The organism is Pseudomonas sp. ASL4, assembly GCF_056680395.1.
On sequence record NZ_CM155280.1, the window covers coordinates 2,463,941 to 2,482,470 of the forward strand.

Genomic DNA, 18,530 nt, shown 5'->3' on the forward strand with positions numbered 1-18,530 from the left:
AACGAGAGCGTAAAAAACATGAGCGATACCCTGCAGCTGATCCTTGAAGACACCGACGGCACGCAACTGGAAACCTCCTGCACCCGCGTCGCGGTCATGTGGCAAGGCAAAGAGCTGTGGATCCAGCAAGACGGCCGCGGCCAACTGCTGATCGGCGTCGACGTCGAAGAAGGCGATGCTGAATACGCCAACCTGCTGCTGCGCCCATTGGCGACTAATCTGGTAAGTCTGCAACTGGAAATGGAACCGGCCGAAGTCGGTGACGAAAACCACGTGCACGGCCCGGATTGCGCACACGACCACTAAGGAAATCGCTCTATGCTCGCCCTCGGCAAACTGCTTGAACTGACCCTCGCCGGCCGCGAACCGGCGGAGAAGACTCAACTGACTGTCGAAGGCGTGCGGATGCGCTGGTTGAGCGAAGGCGCGCTGGAAGTCCGGCCACCTGAAGCGCGGGACAATGGCCTGGACCTGCTGCTGTCAGCCGGTATCCATGGCAACGAAACAGCGCCGATCGAGTTGCTTGATCGCCTGTTGCATGACATCGCCCGCGGCGATCTTAAACCGCGCGCACGTATTCTGTTCCTGTTCGGTAACCCCGAGGCGATCCGTCGCGGCGAGCGTTTCATCGAGCAGGACGTCAACCGGCTATTCAACGGCCGTCATGAGCAAAGCAGCGGTTCCGAAGCCCTGCGCGCTTGTGAACTGGAGCGACTGGCGGCGAGTTTCTTCAGCCTGCCGGATCGCGACCGTCTGCACTACGACCTGCACACCGCGATTCGTGGCTCGAAAATTGAGCAGTTCGCGCTGTATCCGTGGAAGGAAGGTCGCCAGCATTCGCGACTGGAACTGGCTCGCCTGCGCGCCGCCGGCATGGAAGCAGTGCTGTTGCAGAACAAGCCGTCCATCGTCTTCAGTTCCTACACCTACGACAAGCTCGGGGCCGAGGCTTTTACCCTCGAATTGGGCAAGGCCCGACCGTTCGGGCAGAACGCCGGGGTTAATGTCGATCTGCTCGAGACCCGTCTCAAACAGATCATCGAAGGCAACGAGCCAGCCCTGGCCGAAGCGTCGCTGGACGGTTTGCAGCTATTCAGCGTGGCGCGGGAAATCATCAAGCACAGCGACAGCTTTCGCTTGAACCTGCCAGCGGACATCGAGAACTTTTCGGAGTTGGAAGTGGGTTACGTGCTGGCCGAAGACATCGCCCAGACCCGCTGGATCATCGAAGAGAAGGGCGCCCGGATCATCTTCCCGAACCCCAAGGTAAAGAACGGCCTGCGCGCCGGCATCCTGATCGTGCCGACCAGCGACGAGAACCTCGCCTGACCTCGATCTCAAACCCGACACAAAACCAATGTGGGAGCGGGCTTGCTCGCGAAAGCGGACTGACAGTCAACATAGGTGTTGAATGTTAAACCGCTTTCGCGAGCAAGCTCGCTCCCACATTTGGTTTGGGTGAGGCCGAAGGCCCCACCCGCATACACAGTTTTTGTGTTTAGACCGCTACCGCACGCGGTTCACTACGACGCAATGCACGCGTCTTGTGCAGCGTATCCGCGCAAGTCTTCGCTGCTTCCTGGCCTTTATGCACGAAATGCTCGAAGAAGAACTTCTGATGTTCTTCGCCAGCATGGAAGTGGTGCGGGGTCAGGACCACCGAGAATACCGGCACTTCAGTTTCCAGCTGAACCTGCATCAGGCCGCTGATCACCGACTGGGCGACGAATTCGTGACGGTAGATCCCGCCGTCCACCACCAGGCCTGCGGCAACGATACCGGCATAACGGCCAGTTTTGGCCAGCAGCTTGGCGTGCAGCGGAATTTCAAAGGCGCCGCCGAGTTCGAAGAAGTCGATGTCCGATTCCTGATAGCCCAGGGCAATCATCTCGGCCAGGAAGCCCTTACGGCTCTGGTCGACGATTTCTTTGTGCCAGCAGGCCTGGATGAACGCAACGCGCTCGCCCTGATGGTTTTTGCTTTTGCTATCGATTGCGGTGGGTTGCATGTTCTGGTTCCTGTTTGTGTGAAAAACAGGGCTTATGAATCGAATGGGATTTAAGGGTACGCGCGCTCGCACGAATGCCGGCGGACGGCCCTTTGGCGCCAATCCCGTTCTCTCTTCATCCGGACTATGACCGTCGGCCCCGGGATCACACCGGGTCTGCTGACCTTGCCGCCAGTCACCGCCCAAGGCGTGCTGTCACCAAGCGCTCGCGGGCTATGCGCATTGCGCGCAATTACCGCCGGTGGGGAGTTGCACCCCGCCCTGAGAACGTTTTGCCGCCAGAATGTTTGGCGGCGAAGCGTTTTTAACACATATTTTGTGCATGCGCATCGCTGCTTTCTGATGATTGATATCGATTTTTTCGAAGGGGTAAAGCGTCTTTTCCTCGCCCAAGGGTTGATTATTCGTCGGCATGACCGCAGTAATTCCTCTTGGAAAGCGAATTCCCCTGATTACCGAGGCCAGATTTATGAGCGTTATCGATCTTCGCAGCGACACCGTCACTCAACCGTCCAAAGGAATGCTCGACGCGATGGCCACAGCGGCCACCGGTGACGACGTTTACGGTGAAGATCCGACGGTCAATCGTCTGGAAGCCGAACTGGCCACGCGACTGGGTTTTGCTGCAGCGCTATTCGTTCCGACGGGAACCATGAGTAACTTGCTAGGGTTGATGGCCCACTGCGAGCGCGGCGAGGAATACATCGTCGGTCAGCAGGCTCACACTTATAAGTACGAAGGTGGCGGTGCCGCGGTGCTCGGCTCAATCCAGCCACAGCCGCTGGAAGTGCAGGCCGATGGGTCCCTGGACCTGGCCCAGGTTGCCGCAGCGATCAAGCCTGACGACTTCCACTTCGCCCGCACACGCTTGCTGGCCCTGGAAAACACCATGCAGGGCAAAGTCCTGCCACTGGAGTATCTGGCCCGGGCGCGCAGTTTCACCCGTGAACACGGTTTGGCCCTGCACCTGGATGGCGCGCGGCTTTACAACGCGGCGGTCAAGCTGGGGGTTGATGCCCGGGAGATCACTCAGCATTTCGATTCGGTATCGGTCTGCTTGTCCAAGGGGCTGGGCGCTCCGATCGGTTCGGTGTTGTGCGGCTCGGTCGAGTTGATCGGCAAGGCGCGACGCCTGCGCAAAATGGTCGGTGGTGGCATGCGTCAGGCCGGGATTCTGGCGGCGGCAGGGTTGTATACGCTGGATCACAATATCCAGCGCTTGGCCGACGACCATGACAATGCGCAATTTCTTGCCGACGGCCTGCGTAAAGCCGGTTACGACATCGAACCGGTGCAGACCAACATGGTTTACGTGCAGATAGGCGACAAGGCCGAGGCGATCAAGGCGTTCGCGGCTGAGCGTGGTATCAAGCTGAGCGCCGCCGGCCGTCTGCGAATGGTCACGCACATGGACGTCAGCCGCGCACAAATCGAGCAGGTCATCGCGACATTCGTCGAGTTTTCGCGCAACTGACAGCGTTAGCCGTCCAATTGACCGTTTCTATCGTATAAACACGCTGTACCCCGCGCGCAGGGCCGATATAATGCGGCCCTTTGCCGTCGCTTCGTCTGTTGACGTTTCGCACAGGCCTTTGGCCGCAGCCTCCGTGGAAGAACCTAATGAAAAGCGCAGAAATCCGTGAAGCCTTCCTTCGCTTCTTCGAAGAGCAAGGCCACACCCGTGTAGCCTCCAGCTCTTTGATTCCGGGCAACGACCCAACCCTGCTGTTCACTAACGCGGGGATGAACCAGTTCAAGGACTGCTTCCTGGGCCAGGAAAAACGTGCGTACACCCGTGCGACCAGCAGCCAGAAGTGCGTGCGTGCCGGTGGCAAGAACAGTGACCTGGAAAACGTCGGTTATACCGCTCGTCACCACACGTTCTTTGAAATGCTGGGTAACTTCAGCTTCGGTGACTATTTCAAGCACGATGCGATTACCTACGCCTGGACCTTCCTGACCGGTGTCCTGAAACTGCCCAAGGAAAAACTCTGGGTAACGGTCTATGCCTCGGATGACGAGGCTTACGACATCTGGACCAAACAAATCGGTGTTCCGGTCGAGCGCATGATTCGCATCGGCGACAACAAAGGTGCGCCATACGCGTCCGACAACTTCTGGACCATGGGCGATACCGGCCCGTGCGGCCCTTGCACCGAGATTTTCTACGATCACGGCGACCACATTTGGGGCGGCCCGCCGGGTTCGCCGGAAGAAGATGGCGACCGTTACATCGAGATCTGGAACAACGTGTTCATGCAGTTCAACCGCACCGCCGATGGCGTGTTGCATCCGTTGCCAGCGCCATCGGTAGATACCGGCATGGGCCTGGAGCGGATCAGTGCGGTGATGCAGCACGTTCATTCGAACTATGAAATCGACCTGTTCAAGAACCTGCTGAGCGCGTCGGCCGAGGCTATCGGTTGCAGCAACGACGATCAGTCTTCACTCAAAGTCGTCTCCGACCACATTCGTTCGTGCGGTTTCCTGATTGCCGACGGCGTGCTGCCGTCCAACGAAGGCCGTGGCTACGTGCTGCGCCGGATTATTCGTCGTGCGTGCCGTCACGGTAACAAGCTGGGTGCGACCGGCAGCTTCTTCTACAAGATCGTCGCGGCGCTGGTTGCCGAGATGGGCGAAGCGTTCCCGGAGCTCAAGCAGCAACAGGGCAATATCGAGCGCGTACTCAAGGCCGAAGAAGAGCAGTTCTCCAAGACTTTGGAGCACGGCCTGAAGATTCTCGAGCAGGATCTGTTGGAACTCAAAGGCACCGTGGTGCCGGGCGATGTGGTGTTCAAGCTGTATGACACCTACGGTTTCCCGATGGACCTGACCGCTGACATCGCTCGCGAACGTAACCTGACGGTTGACGAAGTCGGTTTCGAGCGCGAAATGGAAGCTCAGCGTGTTCGTGCTCGCTCGGCCAGCTCGTTCGGTCTGGACTACAACACCTTGGTCAAGGTTGACGTAGCGACCGAGTTCACCGGCTACAAGGCCACCAGCGGTTCGGCCAAAATTGTCGCCATCTATAAAGAAGGCCGCTCGGTCGACGTCTTAAGTGAAGGCGAAGAAGGCGTGGTTGTTCTCAATCAAACGCCTTTCTACGCTGAGTCCGGCGGTCAGATCGGCGACTGCGGTTATCTGCAAGTCGGCAGCAGCCGTTTCGATGTGCGCGACACCACCAAGACCGGCGGTGCGTTCCTGCATCACGGTGTGCTGGCTTCGGGCAGTCTGACGATCGGCGCGCCGGTAGAAACTCATGTCGATGCCGACGTGCGTCACGCGACTTCGCTGAACCACTCGGCGACGCACTTGCTGCACGCTGCATTGCGTCAGGTGCTGGGCGAACACGTTCAGCAGAAAGGCTCGCTGGTCGACAGTCAGCGCTTGCGCTTTGACTTCAGCCACTTCGAAGCCATCAAGCCTGAGCAGTTGAAGGCGCTGGAAGACATCGTCAACGCCGAGATTCGCAAGAACTCCGCGGTTGAAACTGAAGAAACCGATATTGAAACCGCCAAAAAGAAAGGCGCCATGGCGCTGTTTGGTGAGAAGTATGGCGACAACGTGCGCGTGCTGAGCATGGGCGGTGATTTCTCCGTCGAGCTGTGCGGTGGCATTCACGCTAACCGTACCGGCGACATCGGCCTGCTGAAAATCATCAGCGAAGGCGGTGTGGCCTCCGGTGTGCGTCGTATTGAGGCGGTCACGGGAGCTGCGGCACTGGCCTACTTGAACGCTGCTGAAGAACAACTCAAGGAAGCGGCCAACCTGGTCAAGGGCAGCCGCGACAACCTGATCGACAAGCTGTCGGCTGTGCTGGAGCGCAACCGTCTGCTGGAGAAGCAACTCGAGCAGTTGCAAGCCAAGGCCGCCAGTGCGGCGGGCGACGATCTGTCGTCTTCCGCGCTGGATGTCAAAGGTGTGAAAGTGCTGGCCGTGCGTCTGGACGGTCAGGACGGCAAGGCGCTGCTGGCGCTGGTCGATCAACTGAAAAACAAACTCGGCCGCGCAGTGATCCTGCTCGGCAGTGTCCATGAGGATAAGGTCGTTCTGGTTGCAGGCGTAACCAAGGACCTGACTGGCCAACTCAAAGCCGGTGATTTGATGAAGCAAGCCGCTGCGGCAGTGGGCGGGAAGGGCGGTGGTCGTCCAGACATGGCGCAGGGCGGTGGTGTAGACGCCGGCGCACTGGATGCCGCATTGGCCCTGACCGTTCCATTTGTAGAGCAGGGTTTATAAGGCGGTTTGCCGGCGCCGCGGTCTAGTGGCGGTGTCGGCAACTGTTTGAGTGATTATTGGGCGCCCTTCATGGGCAGAGGCGGCTTTGAAATGGCTTTGATCGTACAGAAATTTGGAGGCACCTCAGTCGGTACTGTCGAGAGAATCGAGCAGGTCGCCGACAAGGTTAAGAAATTCCGCGATGCCGGCGATGACCTGGTGGTTGTGCTGTCTGCAATGAGCGGCGAGACCAACCGTCTGATCGATCTGGCCAAGCAAATCAGTGGCGACAGTCAGCCGGTTCCGCGTGAGCTGGATGTGATCGTCTCCACCGGTGAGCAGGTGACGATTGCCCTGTTGGCCATGGCGCTGATCAAACGCGGCGTGCCAGCGGTGTCCTACACCGGCAATCAGGTACGGATTCTGACGGACAGCGCGCACAATAAAGCGCGTATCTTGCAGATTGACGATCAGAAGATTCGCGGTGACCTGAAGGCTGGTCGCGTGGTGGTTGTCGCCGGTTTCCAGGGCGTTGACGAGCACGGCAACATCACCACCCTCGGTCGTGGCGGTTCCGACACCACCGGCGTGGCGCTGGCAGCGGCCTTGAAGGCTGACGAATGCCAGATCTACACCGATGTGGACGGCGTCTACACCACCGACCCACGTGTGGTGTCCGTGGCCCAGCGCCTGGACAAGATTACCTTTGAAGAGATGCTGGAAATGGCCAGCCTCGGTTCCAAGGTGTTGCAGATCCGTGCGGTGGAATTCGCCGGCAAGTACAACGTTCCGCTGCGCGTACTGCACAGCTTCAAGGAGGGTCCGGGCACCCTCATTACTATTGATGAAGAGGAAACCATGGAACAGCCGATCATTTCCGGCATCGCTTTCAACCGCGATGAAGCCAAGCTGACCATCCGTGGCGTGCCAGACACCCCGGGTGTGGCGTTCAAGATTCTTGGGCCTATCAGTGCTGCGAACATTGAAGTCGACATGATCGTGCAGAACGTTGCGCACGATAACACCACCGACTTCACCTTCACCGTGCACCGCAATGACTTCCAGGCCGCACAAACCGTGCTGGAAAACACCGCTCGCGAGATCGGTGCCCGTGAAGTCGTTGGTGACATCAAGATCGCCAAGGTCTCGATCGTCGGCGTCGGCATGCGTTCTCACGCAGGCGTAGCCAGCCGCATGTTCGAATCCCTGGCCAAGGAAAGCATCAACATCCAGATGATCTCGACCTCGGAAATCAAAGTTTCCGTCGTGATTGAAGAGAAGTACCTGGAACTGGCTGTGCGCGCTCTGCACACGGCTTTCGAACTGGATGCGCCTGCCCGTCAGGGTGAGTGATGCGGTTCCCGAAGGGCGCGGTCTGACCGCGCCCTTCGTCTTTTTTGAATAGCGCGACCCGAGAACTGTTCTTTTGCTCGCGCTGGTCAATACTCAGGCATGTAGGGCTGCGATCGTTCCGGTTGTAGGTCGAGTGCCTTTTTTTTGCAGACTGTTGTCCCTGAACTGAAATGCGTGAGGAGAAAGGTATGCTGATTCTGACTCGTCGGTGCGCAGAAAGCCTGATTATTGGTGATGGCGAAATCACTGTGACCGTGCTCGGCGTCAAAGGAAATCAAGTGCGTATTGGTGTCAACGCCCCGAAAGAGGTGGCTGTGCATCGTGAGGAAATTTACCTGCGTATCAAGAAAGAGAAGGACGAAGAACCAAGCCATTAATTTTTATCGTTTTTTATGTTTGCAAACGGGGAAAAGGTTGGTTAAGATACGCCCCGTGTTGCGGAGAGCTGGCCGAGTGGCCGAAGGCGCTCCCCTGCTAAGGGAGTACACCTCAAAAGGGTGTCGGGGGTTCGAATCCCCCGTTCTCCGCCATTATTTGCGTAGTACGTTGTAATCTGGCTTCTTCGGTAAGTTGTTGAAATTACTAGAAAAAGTGTTTGACATAGAGATTAGACGGCCTATAATGCGCGGCAACAAATGCACTCGTAGCTCAGCTGGATAGAGTACTCGGCTACGAACCGAGCGGTCACAGGTTCGAATCCTGTCGAGTGCACCATTTAAGAGTTGTTTGCAGTAATGCGAGCGACTTTGCTTCAGCCAGTTGTGGTCTGGTTTAAAAACACAAAATGCACTCGTAGCTCAGCTGGATAGAGTACTCGGCTACGAACCGAGCGGTCACAGGTTCGAATCCTGTCGAGTGCACCAAACACCAAAAAGCCTGCGTCTAACGCGGGCTTTTTGCTGTCTGGGATTTGGCTTTTCCTTTGACGCATCCTTTCTCATCAAACTCGACGTGTGCGCTGCGACCTCGCTTGAGGTCATAGCGATAACTAGTGGCCGAATTCCGAATGCTGATCTTGTCCGGTTTGCCGAGAGCGCTTTCAACGTCCTGCTGGGTCATGCCGGCAACGACCCGCTGATTGATGATTGCTTCGCGACGTTGTTTGGCGTCGATCAGGTTTCCACATTTGTCCTCTGATTGGCCGACAACGGTCAGTTCCCTCCTTTTTGCATTCATACCTGATTTTTCCTGGGTGTCGGCTTCAGGCATGACCGCCACTGTGGTTCCCGGCATGAACGGGCGCACGGTCTGAAGTGAAAGGCTCTCCTCGGCCTTGCAACTCATCGTTGTGAAGGTGATGCGCCCGTCGGGTGCTTCGCATCGGTGGATGGTCGCTGAAAGCGCCCAAGGTGGCAGGCAGAGTAGGGTGGTCAACAAAAGAAGGTGTGTGTTCGATGGCATTCGGCGTCCTCCATGACGTTCCGCCTGAAGGGTAGTCGCTACATTTTTTGGCGGTGGTGTGTTTTCTTTTCAGGATAAGTCGTCGCAGTTTCATCGGTAAGGGCAGCGCTCAGGTTTGTCTTGCAAGCGCTTGTTTCAACCACGATTTTTTAGCGTTTTAAACCGTCAGGCGGTGTATCATTGCGCCCGTCAGCCCCGCCGGGGCTTGTGGAAAACCTCCATGGACTTACCCAGTAGTTACTCAGTACCCCGTTTTTCCAATCATGAATTGACTGATTGATCCTTCCGGCGTACCCCGCTGCTGGGAGTGGAGTTCGCCTATGTCCGAAGTTGAAGTAAAGAAAACGCAGGAAAGCTTGCAAGACCGCCTCGCTCAAGTTGTTGAGCTGCTGCAGCGTCAGCGAGTGGTCGAAGACCTGACTCATCGCCAGGAAGGTCCGCATCACGATCGGGTCGAGAACCTGGTTCACCGGCAAAACCTCGTCGAGCTGCAACGCAAGCTCGATGATCTGCACTCCGCTGACGTTGCCTACATCCTTGAAGCTCTGCCGCTGGGCGATCGTCTGACGCTCTGGCAATTGGTCAAGGCTGATCGTGACGGCGATATTCTGCTCGAAGTATCCGACTCGGTCCGTGAAACCCTGATCGCCGACATGGACGATCACGAGCTCCTGGCTGCAGCCAAGGACATGGATGCCGACGAACTTGCTGACCTGGCCTCCGAGCTGCCGCGAGACGTCGTCCATGAGCTGATGGAAACCCTTGATGGCCAGCAGCGTGAGCGCGTTCGCTCCGCGTTGTCCTATGACGAGGAGCAGGTCGGTGCGCTGATGGACTTCGAGATGGTGACCATCCGTGAGGATGTCAGTCTTGAAGTGGTTCTGCGTTACCTGCGTCGCCTTAAAGAATTGCCGGGGCATACCGATAAGTTGTTTGTCGTCGACTACGACGGCGTGCTCAAGGGTGTCCTGCCGATCAAGCGGTTGCTGGTTAACGATCCGGATAAACAGGTTTCCGAAGTCATGGCTAGCGATCCGGTGAGTTTTCACCCGGACGAAGACGCTTACGATGCCGCTCAGGCGTTCGAGCGTTATGACTTGATCTCCGCGCCTGTTGTCGACAAGAACGGCAAGCTTATTGGTCGTCTGACCATCGATGAAATGGTCGACCTGATTCGTGAAGAGAGCGAAAACGAAGTTCTCAACATGGCAGGTCTGCGTGAAGAAGAAGATATTTTCGCGTCAGTCTGGAAATCCCTGCGTAACCGTTGGGCCTGGCTGGCGGTGAACCTGATCACTGCGTTTATAGCGTCCCGGGTAATCGGTCTGTTTGAAGGCTCCATCGAGAAGCTGGTAGCGCTCGCGGCATTGATGCCTATCGTGGCGGGTATTGGTGGTAACTCGGGTAACCAGACGATCACAATGATCGTTCGAGCCATGGCCCTGGACCAGGTCAGTACCGGCAACACGTCGCGCTTGATGCGCAAAGAGCTTGCGGTGGGTTTGATCAATGGCTTGGTGTGGGGTGGTGTAATTGGTGTCGTCGCCTATCTGCTCTATGGCAGTTGGTCCCTTGGTGTAGTGATGACCGCCGCCATGACGCTCAACTTGTTGCTGGCGGCGCTGATGGGGGTATTAATACCCATGACTCTCGCGCGTCTGGGGCGCGACCCGGCAATGGGCGCCAGTGTGATGATCACGGCCATGACCGACAGCGGCGGGTTCTTCATCTTCCTGGGGTTGGCGACAATCTTCCTGCTCTGAATAGCTTCTTCAAGGCCCGCCAAATTGGCGGGCTTTTTTTTGCTCCGAATTTCGGGCAAAAAAAAGCCAGCGATTATGCTGGCCTGAGTTTTCTAGAGTGAGTCAGGACGCGTCTGCGGCCATTTCGGCGTCATGGGCGATCAGCGAAACAAGTGCGTTTTGCTGGCGGTGGGAGAGTTGGCGGAAGCGTTGCAGTAGTTCGCGTTCGTGCAGTGACAGCTCTGGGCTGTCCAGGCGCATGCTCAGCTCTTCGCCCAGTGCGCCTTCCTGAATAAGACTCTGCTCAAGGCGCGCAATGATTTCGGAGTTCATGCTGCGATGATGATTGCGAGCCACCTCGGCAATGCGTTCACGCATTCCGTCTGGCAGACGTACGACGAACTTGTCAGCCGTACGGCTGGAATAAATTGCCTGTTTCAATGGGCGCATATATTTAACCGGTTAGTTCAGGGGAGCGGTTCTCGGGATTGGCCGCAGGATGTCTGTTAGGACAAGCACTCTGGCCAAATGTTCAACCTGAATTGATAGAGGCTCGCATCATGCCTCAAAGTAGCCAGATCATTGGCGTCAATTCTGTGACAAATATTGAACTGGATAAAGGCGTTATGCCAGCACCAATTATCAGAAATGCGGACTGGTTTGAAAAGTTTGCCCAGGTCCACATCTCTGACCGCGTCCTCTTGCTCCCGCGGGTAATGTCCGAAGACGCCTGAGGGTGCATGCTATGCGGATTCGATCACGATCCTTACCTTGTATAGGATAGTGGCAAATGGCCGATTTACTAGAGGCGAGCCTGTCGTGCGGGATGATTTCAGGATGGATGGCAGATTGATTTATCTGATGGGGCCTTCCGGGTCGGGTAAAGACACGCTCATCGATGCCGCTAGAGAGCCATTGCGGGCGCTCGGTTGTGAGGTGGTCCGGCGCGTCATTACTCGATCGGCCGAATCTAAAGGGGAGGAGGCGGTAGGCGTTTCCTTGGCGGAATTCGAGCGGCACCGGCGCGAGGGCGACTTCGCACTCTTCTGGCATGCAAATGGGCTGGATTACGGCATTCCCATCGAAATAGACCAATGGCTTAGTACGGGTTGCCATGTGCTAATGAATGGCTCTCGGGGGCATTTGCTCGCTGCGCTGGAGCGTTATCCCACGCTGCTGCCGGTATTGCTGACGGTCAAGGATGACGTGTTACGCGAGCGTTTGTTGCGGCGGGGTCGTGAAAGTCTGGTAGATATTGAGGCCAGGCTTCGACGCAATGGACTATTTGTGGCTGACGGTTCGATCGGTGATGTGCTGATCCATCGGCTGGATAACTCTGGTGATTTGGCTGTCACGGTCAAGGGGCTTTTGAGTCTGCTGAAGCTCAGCGCAAAACCGGATCAAATTTGATTCGACGCCCGATGATCAGCGCCAGTACGAACAACACACCAAATACGCCGCAGGCGATTAAGGGCAGAGTGACAGCTTTATCTTGGGGTAATGACAGATGAAGAATGCCGCTCAACAAGGCCAGGATAAAAAAAACTGTGGCTGATTTGGACATGCGGTGCTCCTGTTAAGGTAATTCAAAATACCAGGCGTTCGGAAGACTCTGCTGGCAACAGGTATCTGCGTTGGCTGACGTCTTGGCTAGCAGCGCCTTGCAGATCGCTCATGACCGCTAATTGAGGTGCCTTTTGCAGCGGCAGGTAATGAGGCGCGCGCTGAGTGAGCATTGCAGTGTCATTCTCGGGGGTAAATTGAAAGCCGAGCAGCACCGCCAAGGTGATTGCATTCGAGAGTAAAAGGGCGCTGTTCATGGGGGGGGGGCTCCATCTTGTTCTTGGAACAGCTAAAGCAGCCTGCATGCCAATAGTCTAACGCCTGTTAACTCCTTTAAAAACAATGGATTAAGGTGCTCCTGAGAGGGCTCATTATTGCAAATCGCAATGGTGGCGTTTTGAGGTGATGCAATTTGCATGACGAGTGGTGCGCCCTGGGCTTGAGGCATTTGCCTACACTTAAAAAGCCTAAGGACGACATGACAAAAGCAGGCTTGCCCGTTAACATGCTCGCCGTCCATCGCACCGCGGTTCTCGCGGGCGACTTGTGTCTCAGTAGCTCAATTGGATAGAGCATCCCCCTCCTAAGGGGAAGGCTGGCAGTTCGAACCTGCCCTGGGACACCACTTAATTTCACGCTCAGTCGTTTTCTTCCTGAACTGGCTAGCGATTTCCAAAAGACCATTTCTTGTTAGGTGCTCATTTGCCTCTTTGGCGGCGGCTGTCTGTCAGTGCGTGAGCGCTGAGTTCTGCATTCAGGGCGCTTTGAGGGTTCCTTCTATATAGAAGGCGTTGTTTTGCTCTCCTATATAGAAGGAATCGTGCGGTTTTCCAGCTTTCAGCAAGTTATTGATAGAAAAGCTAAATCAGGGCTTGACGGCAGATTCTGGAAGTCTATAATTCGCCCCACTTCCGGCGCAGTCGAAACGGAAAACTCCTTGGTAAACAAAGAGTTATGCAGTTTTCGGCAGCGAGTTGCTTCAGGTCATCGAAGCCCAGAAGGAGTTGGTGGAGCGGTGTTGTAGGGCTCTATTAACGGTTCGATCTTCTCGGTCGAAAGTAGCGGAAAAGAGGTGTTGACAGCAGCGAGTAACGCTGTAGAATTCGCCTCCCGCTAACGAGAGATCGGAAGCGCAAGTGGTTGAAGTTGCAAAGGAAACTTTGAAAACTTCTGAAAATAACCGCTTGACAGTGACAGAGGCTGCTGTAGAATGCGCGCCTCGGTTGAGACGAAAGATCTTAACCAACCGCTCTTTAACAACTGAATCAAGCAATTCGTGTGGGTGCTTGTGGAGTCAGACTGATAGTCAACAAGATTATCAGCATCACAAGTTACTCCGCGAGAAATCAAAGATGTAACCAACGATTGCTGAGCCAAGTTTAGGGTTTCTTAAAAACCCAAAGATGTTTGAACTGAAGAGTTTGATCATGGCTCAGATTGAACGCTGGCGGCAGGCCTAACACATGCAAGTCGAGCGGCAGCACGGGTACTTGTACCTGGTGGCGAGCGGCGGACGGGTGAGTAATGCCTAGGAATCTGCCTGGTAGTGGGGGATAACGCTCGGAAACGGACGCTAATACCGCATACGTCCTACGGGAGAAAGCAGGGGACCTTCGGGCCTTGCGCTATCAGATGAGCCTAGGTCGGATTAGCTAGTTGGTGAGGTAATGGCTCACCAAGGCGACGATCCGTAACTGGTCTGAGAGGATGATCAGTCACACTGGAACTGAGACACGGTCCAGACTCCTACGGGAGGCAGCAGTGGGGAATATTGGACAATGGGCGAAAGCCTGATCCAGCCATGCCGCGTGTGTGAAGAAGGTCTTCGGATTGTAAAGCACTTTAAGTTGGGAGGAAGGGCATTTACCTAATACGTAAGTGTTTTGACGTTACCGACAGAATAAGCACCGGCTAACTCTGTGCCAGCAGCCGCGGTAATACAGAGGGTGCAAGCGTTAATCGGAATTACTGGGCGTAAAGCGCGCGTAGGTGGTTCGTTAAGTTGGATGTGAAATCCCCGGGCTCAACCTGGGAACTGCATTCAAAACTGTCGAGCTAGAGTATGGTAGAGGGTGGTGGAATTTCCTGTGTAGCGGTGAAATGCGTAGATATAGGAAGGAACACCAGTGGCGAAGGCGACCACCTGGACTGATACTGACACTGAGGTGCGAAAGCGTGGGGAGCAAACAGGATTAGATACCCTGGTAGTCCACGCCGTAAACGATGTCAACTAGCCGTTGGGAGCCTTGAGCTCTTAGTGGCGCAGCTAACGCATTAAGTTGACCGCCTGGGGAGTACGGCCGCAAGGTTAAAACTCAAATGAATTGACGGGGGCCCGCACAAGCGGTGGAGCATGTGGTTTAATTCGAAGCAACGCGAAGAACCTTACCAGGCCTTGACATCCAATGAACTTTCTAGAGATAGATTGGTGCCTTCGGGAACATTGAGACAGGTGCTGCATGGCTGTCGTCAGCTCGTGTCGTGAGATGTTGGGTTAAGTCCCGTAACGAGCGCAACCCTTGTCCTTAGTTACCAGCACGTAATGGTGGGCACTCTAAGGAGACTGCCGGTGACAAACCGGAGGAAGGTGGGGATGACGTCAAGTCATCATGGCCCTTACGGCCTGGGCTACACACGTGCTACAATGGTCGGTACAGAGGGTTGCCAAGCCGCGAGGTGGAGCTAATCCCAGAAAACCGATCGTAGTCCGGATCGCAGTCTGCAACTCGACTGCGTGAAGTCGGAATCGCTAGTAATCGCGAATCAGAATGTCGCGGTGAATACGTTCCCGGGCCTTGTACACACCGCCCGTCACACCATGGGAGTGGGTTGCACCAGAAGTAGCTAGTCTAACCTTCGGGAGGACGGTTACCACGGTGTGATTCATGACTGGGGTGAAGTCGTAACAAGGTAGCCGTAGGGGAACCTGCGGCTGGATCACCTCCTTAATCGACGACATCAGCTGCTCCATAAGTTCCCACACGAATTGCTTGATTCATTGAAGAAGACGAGAAGCCAGCCTTTAAGGTGGCTTGTGTCGTTAGAGTTTAGAAATGAGTATTCCTCGGTGAATATTGATTTCTAGTCTTTGATTAGATCGTTCTTTAAAAATTTGGGTATGTGATAGAAAGATAGACTGGACGTTACTTTCACTGGTAACGGATCAGGCTAAGGTAAAATTTGTGAGTAATTGCGAATTTTCGGCGAATGTCGTCTTCACAGTATAACCAGATTGCTTGGGGTTATATGGTCAAGTGAAGAAGCGCATACGGTGGATGCCTTGGCAGTCAGAGGCGATGAAAGACGTGGTAGCCTGCGAAAAGCTTCGGGGAGTCGGCAAACAGACTTTGATCCGGAGATGTCTGAATGGGGGAACCCACCTAACATAAGTTAGGTATCTTAAGCTGAATACATAGGCTTAAGAAGCGAACCAGGGGAACTGAAACATCTAAGTACCCTGAGGAAAAGAAATCAACCGAGATTCCCTTAGTAGTGGCGAGCGAACGGGGACTAGCCCTTAAGTGGCTTTGAGATTAGCGGAACGCTCTGGAAAGTGCGGCCATAGTGGGTGATAGCCCTGTACGCGAAAATCTCTTAGTCATGAAATCGAGTAGGACGGAGCACGAGAAACTTTGTCTGAATATGGGGGGACCATCCTCCAAGGCTAAATACTACTGACTGACCGATAGTGAACTAGTACCGTGAGGGAAAGGCGAAAAGAACCCCGGAGAGGGGAGTGAAATAGATCCTGAAACCGTATGCGTACAAGCAGTGGGAGCCCACTTTGTTGGGTGACTGCGTACCTTTTGTATAATGGGTCAGCGACTTATTTTCAGTGGCGAGCTTAACCGAATAGGGGAGGCGTAGCGAAAGCGAGTCTTAATAGGGCGTCTAGTCGCTGGGAATAGACCCGAAACCGGGCGATCTATCCATGGGCAGGTTGAAGGTTGGGTAACACTAACTGGAGGACCGAACCGACTACCGTTGAAAAGTTAGCGGATGACCTGTGGATCGGAGTGAAAGGCTAATCAAGCTCGGAGATAGCTGGTTCTCCTCGAAAGCTATTTAGGTAGCGCCTCATGTATCACTGTAGGGGGTAGAGCACTGTTTCGGCTAGGGGGTCATCCCGACTTACCAAACCGATGCAAACTCCGAATACCTACAAGTGCCGAGCATGGGAGACACACGGCGGGTGCTAACGTCCGTCGTGAAAAGGGAAACAACCCAGACCGTCAGCTAAGGTCCCAAAGTTATGGTTAAGTGGGAAACGATGTGGGAAGGCTTAGACAGCTAGGAGGTTGGCTTAGAAGCAGCCACCCTTTAAAGAAAGCGTAATAGCTCACTAGTCGAGTCGGCCTGCGCGGAAGATGTAACGGGGCTCAAACCATACACCGAAGCTACGGGTATCACTTAGGTGATGCGGTAGAGGAGCGTTCTGTAAGCCTGTGAAGGTGAGTTGAGAAGCTTGCTGGAGGTATCAGAAGTGCGAATGCTGACATGAGTAACGACAATGGGTGTGAAAAACACCCACGCCGAAAGACCAAGGTTTCCTGCGCAACGTTAATCGACGCAGGGTTAGTCGGTCCCTAAGGCGAGGCTGAAAAGCGTAGTCGATGGAAAACAGGTTAATATTCCTGTACTTCTGGTTATTGCGATGGAGGGACGGAGAAGGCTAGGCCAGCTTGGCGTTGGTTGTCCAAGTTTAAGGTGGTAGGCTGGAATCTTAGGTAAATCCGGGATTCTAAGGCCGAGAGCTGATGACGAGTGTTCTTTTAGAACACGAAGTGGTTGATGCCATGCTTCCAAGAAAAGCTTCTAAGCTTCAGGTAACCAGGAACCGTACCCCAAACCGACACAGGTGGTTGGGTAGAGAATACCAAGGCGCTTGAGAGAACTCGGGTGAAGGAACTAGGCAAAATGGCACCGTAACTTCGGGAGAAGGTGCGCCGGTGAGGGTGAAGCATTTACTGCGTAAGCCCATGCCGGTCGAAGATACCAGGCCGCTGCGACTGTTTATTAAAAACACAGCACTCTGCAAACACGAAAGTGGACGTATAGGGTGTGACGCCTGCCCGGTGCCGGAAGGTTAATTGATGGGGTTAGCTAACGCGAAGCTCTTGATCGAAGCCCCGGTAAACGGCGGCCGTAACTATAACGGTCCTAAGGTAGCGAAATTCCTTGTCGGGTAAGTTCCGACCTGCACGAATGGCGTAACGATGGCGGCGCTGTCTCCACCCGAGACTCAGTGAAATTGAAATCGCTGTGAAGATGCAGTGTATCCGCGGCTAGACGGAAAGACCCCGTGAACCTTTACTATAGCTTTGCACTGGACTTTGAATTTGCTTGTGTAGGATAGGTGGGAGGCTTTGAAGCGTGGACGCCAGTTCGCGTGGAGCCAACCTTGAAATACCACCCTGGCAACTTTGAGGTTCTAACTCAGGTCCGTTATCCGGATCGAGGACAGTGTATGGTGGGTAGTTTGACTGGGGCGGTCTCCTCCTAAAGAGTAACGGAGGAGTACGAAGGTGCGCTCAGACCGGTCGGAAATCGGTCGTAGAGTATAAAGGCAAAAGCGCGCTTGACTGCGAGACAGACACGTCGAGCAGGTACGAAAGTAGGTCTTAGTGATCCGGTGGTTCTGTATGGAAGGGCCATCGCTCAACGGATAAAAGGTACTCCGGGGATAACAGGCTGATACCGCCCAAGAGTTCATATCGACGGCGGTGTTTGGCACCTCGATGTCGGCTCATCACATCCTGGGGCTGAAGCCGGTCCCAAGGGTATGGCTGTTCGCCATTTAAAGTGGTACGCGAGCTGGGTTTAGAACGTCGTGAGACAGTTCGGTCCCTATCTGCCGTGGACGTTTGAGATTTGAGAGGGGCTGCTCCTAGTACGAGAGGACCGGAGTGGACGAACCTCTGGTGTTCCGGTTGTCACGCCAGTGGCATTGCCGGGTAGCTATGTTCGGAATAGATAACCGCTGAAAGCATCTAAGCGGGAAACTAGCCTCAAGATGAGATCTCACTGGGACCTTGAGTCCCCTGAAGGGCCGTCGAAGACTACGACGTTGATAGGTTGGGTGTGTAAGCGCTGTGAGGCGTTGAGCTAACCAATACTAATTGCCCGTGAGGCTTGACCATATAACACCCAAGCAATTTGCTTGCTTCGAGCTGAAAAGCGAAAGAGCACCAGATTGCGGTGTGTGAAGACGAAACGAACCGAAAGTTCGAGGCACTCACAAAACA

13 protein-coding genes, 4 tRNA genes, 2 rRNA genes and 1 riboswitch are annotated in these 18,530 nt (G+C 54.9%); of the genes, 14 read left to right on the plus strand and 5 right to left on the minus strand.

The window, feature by feature from the left end:
• Positions 1-18 precede the first annotated feature (18 nt).
• The gene (locus tag AC1MEW_RS11165; RefSeq protein ID WP_480426263.1) at positions 19-306 is read left to right on the plus strand and encodes a topoisomerase II; all 288 of its coding nucleotides are present in this window, start codon (positions 19-21) and stop codon (positions 304-306) included.
• Between the two features lie 12 nt (positions 307-318).
• Complete coding sequence (gene astE, locus AC1MEW_RS11170) at positions 319-1,329, plus strand: succinylglutamate desuccinylase (RefSeq protein WP_201205942.1); 1,011 nt, start codon at positions 319-321, stop codon at positions 1,327-1,329.
• Between the two features lie 169 nt (positions 1,330-1,498).
• On the opposite strand, the gene AC1MEW_RS11175 is transcribed toward astE, so the two are convergent.
• Positions 1,499-2,008, minus strand: a complete 510-nt coding sequence (locus AC1MEW_RS11175; RefSeq protein WP_480426265.1) for a 6,7-dimethyl-8-ribityllumazine synthase — start codon at positions 2,006-2,008, stop codon at positions 1,499-1,501.
• Positions 2,009-2,110: 102 nt separating this feature from the next.
• A riboswitch (FMN riboswitch) is annotated at positions 2,111-2,281 on the minus strand.
• A 196-nt stretch (positions 2,282-2,477) separates the two neighbouring features.
• Between AC1MEW_RS11175 and ltaE the strand changes: the two genes are divergently transcribed.
• From ltaE to AC1MEW_RS11210, 7 genes are all read left to right on the plus strand, one after another.
• A complete protein-coding gene (ltaE, locus tag AC1MEW_RS11180) occupies positions 2,478-3,482 on the plus strand; it encodes a low-specificity L-threonine aldolase (RefSeq protein WP_480426267.1) in 1,005 nt (334 codons plus the stop codon).
• A gap of 146 nt (positions 3,483-3,628) precedes the next feature.
• Positions 3,629-6,247 (plus strand): alanine--tRNA ligase, encoded by a 2,619-nt coding sequence (gene alaS, locus AC1MEW_RS11185; protein WP_322269369.1) that lies wholly within the window; start codon positions 3,629-3,631, stop codon positions 6,245-6,247.
• 90 nt (positions 6,248-6,337) lie between these two features.
• Positions 6,338-7,579 carry an aspartate kinase gene (locus tag AC1MEW_RS11190; protein ID WP_201205934.1) on the plus strand — a complete coding sequence of 414 codons (1,242 nt, stop codon included), beginning with the start codon at positions 6,338-6,340 and terminating at the stop codon, positions 7,577-7,579.
• Positions 7,580-7,767: 188 nt separating this feature from the next.
• On the plus strand, positions 7,768-7,956 hold the full coding sequence (gene csrA / locus AC1MEW_RS11195) for a carbon storage regulator CsrA (protein ID WP_002554426.1): 189 nt from the start codon (positions 7,768-7,770) through the stop codon (positions 7,954-7,956).
• A gap of 62 nt (positions 7,957-8,018) precedes the next feature.
• A tRNA-Ser gene (locus AC1MEW_RS11200) sits at positions 8,019-8,109 on the plus strand.
• A 107-nt stretch (positions 8,110-8,216) separates the two neighbouring features.
• A tRNA-Arg gene (locus AC1MEW_RS11205) sits at positions 8,217-8,293 on the plus strand.
• 72 nt (positions 8,294-8,365) lie between these two features.
• A tRNA-Arg gene (locus tag AC1MEW_RS11210) sits at positions 8,366-8,442 on the plus strand.
• Between the two features lie 19 nt (positions 8,443-8,461).
• On the opposite strand, the gene AC1MEW_RS11215 is transcribed toward AC1MEW_RS11210, so the two are convergent.
• Entirely contained in the window at positions 8,462-8,980 is a 519-nt protein-coding gene (locus tag AC1MEW_RS11215) for a cell envelope protein SmpA (RefSeq protein WP_201256354.1), read from the minus strand.
• A 320-nt stretch (positions 8,981-9,300) separates the two neighbouring features.
• Here AC1MEW_RS11215 and mgtE point away from each other — a divergent pair, with 320 nt between their 5' ends.
• The gene (gene mgtE / locus AC1MEW_RS11220) at positions 9,301-10,743 is read left to right on the plus strand and encodes a magnesium transporter (RefSeq protein WP_201205930.1); all 1,443 of its coding nucleotides are present in this window, start codon (positions 9,301-9,303) and stop codon (positions 10,741-10,743) included.
• A gap of 102 nt (positions 10,744-10,845) precedes the next feature.
• Here mgtE and AC1MEW_RS11225 read toward each other — a convergent pair whose 3' ends face one another.
• Positions 10,846-11,172: an Arc family DNA-binding protein gene (locus AC1MEW_RS11225; protein ID WP_003178899.1), complete on the minus strand. Its 327-nt coding sequence runs from the start codon at positions 11,170-11,172 to the stop codon at positions 10,846-10,848.
• Between the two features lie 387 nt (positions 11,173-11,559).
• Here AC1MEW_RS11225 and phnN point away from each other — a divergent pair, with 387 nt between their 5' ends.
• Positions 11,560-12,132 carry a phosphonate metabolism protein/1,5-bisphosphokinase (PRPP-forming) PhnN gene (gene phnN / locus AC1MEW_RS11230; RefSeq protein WP_480426270.1) on the plus strand — a complete coding sequence of 191 codons (573 nt, stop codon included), beginning with the start codon at positions 11,560-11,562 and terminating at the stop codon, positions 12,130-12,132.
• On the opposite strand, the gene AC1MEW_RS11235 is transcribed toward phnN, so the two are convergent.
• Positions 12,107-12,286, minus strand: coding sequence for a PA3371 family protein (locus AC1MEW_RS11235; RefSeq protein WP_480426272.1), 180 nt, complete (start codon positions 12,284-12,286; stop codon positions 12,107-12,109). The two genes, phnN and AC1MEW_RS11235, sit on opposite strands and share 26 nt — an antisense overlap.
• Positions 12,287-12,308: 22 nt before the next feature.
• Positions 12,309-12,542, minus strand: a complete 234-nt coding sequence (locus AC1MEW_RS11240) for a hypothetical protein (protein WP_201256352.1) — start codon at positions 12,540-12,542, stop codon at positions 12,309-12,311.
• Positions 12,543-12,833: 291 nt separating this feature from the next.
• Between AC1MEW_RS11240 and AC1MEW_RS11245 the strand changes: the two genes are divergently transcribed.
• The 3 genes from AC1MEW_RS11245 (at position 12,834) to AC1MEW_RS11255 (ending at position 18,425) form a co-directional block, all read left to right on the plus strand.
• Positions 12,834-12,910: transfer RNA gene (locus AC1MEW_RS11245), tRNA-Arg, on the plus strand.
• 784 nt (positions 12,911-13,694) lie between these two features.
• Positions 13,695-15,233 (plus strand): 16S ribosomal RNA (locus AC1MEW_RS11250).
• Positions 15,234-15,533: 300 nt separating this feature from the next.
• A 23S ribosomal RNA gene (locus tag AC1MEW_RS11255) occupies positions 15,534-18,425 on the plus strand.
• Together the 16S and 23S rRNA genes form the textbook arrangement of a ribosomal RNA operon.
• Positions 18,426-18,530 lie beyond the last annotated feature (105 nt).

Bases quoted from the DNA above. Each gene is read 5' to 3' on its own strand.
- AC1MEW_RS11165 (WP_480426263.1), top strand. From the start codon at position 19: ATGAGCGATACCCTGCAGCTGATCCTTGAAGACACCGACGGCACGCAA.
- astE (WP_201205942.1), top strand. From the start codon at position 319: ATGCTCGCCCTCGGCAAACTGCTTGAACTGACCCTCGCCGGCCGCGAA.
- AC1MEW_RS11175 (WP_480426265.1), bottom strand. From the start codon at position 2,008: ATGCAACCCACCGCAATCGATAGCAAAAGCAAAAACCATCAGGGCGAG.
- ltaE (WP_480426267.1), top strand. From the start codon at position 2,478: ATGAGCGTTATCGATCTTCGCAGCGACACCGTCACTCAACCGTCCAAA.
- alaS (WP_322269369.1), top strand. From the start codon at position 3,629: ATGAAAAGCGCAGAAATCCGTGAAGCCTTCCTTCGCTTCTTCGAAGAG.
- AC1MEW_RS11190 (WP_201205934.1), top strand. From the start codon at position 6,338: ATGGCTTTGATCGTACAGAAATTTGGAGGCACCTCAGTCGGTACTGTC.
- csrA (WP_002554426.1), top strand. From the start codon at position 7,768: ATGCTGATTCTGACTCGTCGGTGCGCAGAAAGCCTGATTATTGGTGAT.
- AC1MEW_RS11215 (WP_201256354.1), bottom strand. From the start codon at position 8,980: ATGCCATCGAACACACACCTTCTTTTGTTGACCACCCTACTCTGCCTG.
- mgtE (WP_201205930.1), top strand. From the start codon at position 9,301: ATGTCCGAAGTTGAAGTAAAGAAAACGCAGGAAAGCTTGCAAGACCGC.
- AC1MEW_RS11225 (WP_003178899.1), bottom strand. From the start codon at position 11,172: ATGCGCCCATTGAAACAGGCAATTTATTCCAGCCGTACGGCTGACAAG.
- phnN (WP_480426270.1), top strand. From the start codon at position 11,560: ATGGATGGCAGATTGATTTATCTGATGGGGCCTTCCGGGTCGGGTAAA.
- AC1MEW_RS11235 (WP_480426272.1), bottom strand. From the start codon at position 12,286: ATGTCCAAATCAGCCACAGTTTTTTTTATCCTGGCCTTGTTGAGCGGC.
- AC1MEW_RS11240 (WP_201256352.1), bottom strand. From the start codon at position 12,542: ATGAACAGCGCCCTTTTACTCTCGAATGCAATCACCTTGGCGGTGCTG.